Source organism: Brevundimonas sp. EAKA (assembly GCF_000698025.1).
Taxonomy (GTDB): Bacteria; Pseudomonadota; Alphaproteobacteria; order Caulobacterales; family Caulobacteraceae; genus Brevundimonas; species Brevundimonas mediterranea_A.
The window spans coordinates 1-626 of the sequence record NZ_JMQR01000274.1; the positions used below are offsets into that span (position 1 = coordinate 1).

Annotated in this window: 1 pseudogene; it reads right to left on the bottom strand. The window is 79.9% G+C overall.

Going from position 1 to position 626, the window contains the following annotated elements:
* Window positions 1-220: 220 nt before the first annotated feature.
* Window positions 221-626: pseudogene (locus ER13_RS18880) on the bottom strand (phosphonate-binding protein); the annotation flags it as partial.

Sequence of the window (626 nt, forward strand, 5' to 3'; positions counted from 1 at the left end):
CGCCCCGCCGCCCCCCCCGGGGGGGCGGCCCCGCGGCGTGGTGGGCCGGGGGTCGCGGCCCCGCGGGGGGGCGGCAGGCGGGGGGTTTGAGCCGGCGGGGCCCCCGCCCCGGGGCGCGCCCACCCCCCCCCGCCGCGCTGGGGGGGGGGGGCGGCCGGCCTCCGCGTCTTCAAGAAACGCGCCCGCCACAGCCAGATGTCGATGCGGCAGGCGTCGTCGCTCAAGCCTGGGCCTTTCGGCGAGGGCGACGGCGTTTGGCGCGCGCCGGCGGCGTCGGGGGCGCTGTCAGGACGGCCAGGGCGGCGAAGGGCGAATCCTTGGGCGGCTTCGGCGCGACGCCGGGCTTGTCGGGCTGGCGGGCGCGCTCGGTCTTCAGGGCGGCGATGACCTGTTTCGCCTGATCGGCGGTCCAGCCCAGGTCGATCAGGGCGGCGTCGGACAGGCGGCCGCGGTCCGCGGTATTGGCGGCGCGCAGATCGGCCATCTTCTCCAGGGTCTCGACGGGCGCCAGCCAGCGGCCGGCCGCGCGCAGGCCGTGGGCCGAGAGCAGGCGGGGCGAGGGCGGTTCGGGCGGCGCGGGGATCAGATCGGGCGTCGCGGGGATCAGGGGGGCGGCCAGGAAGGCC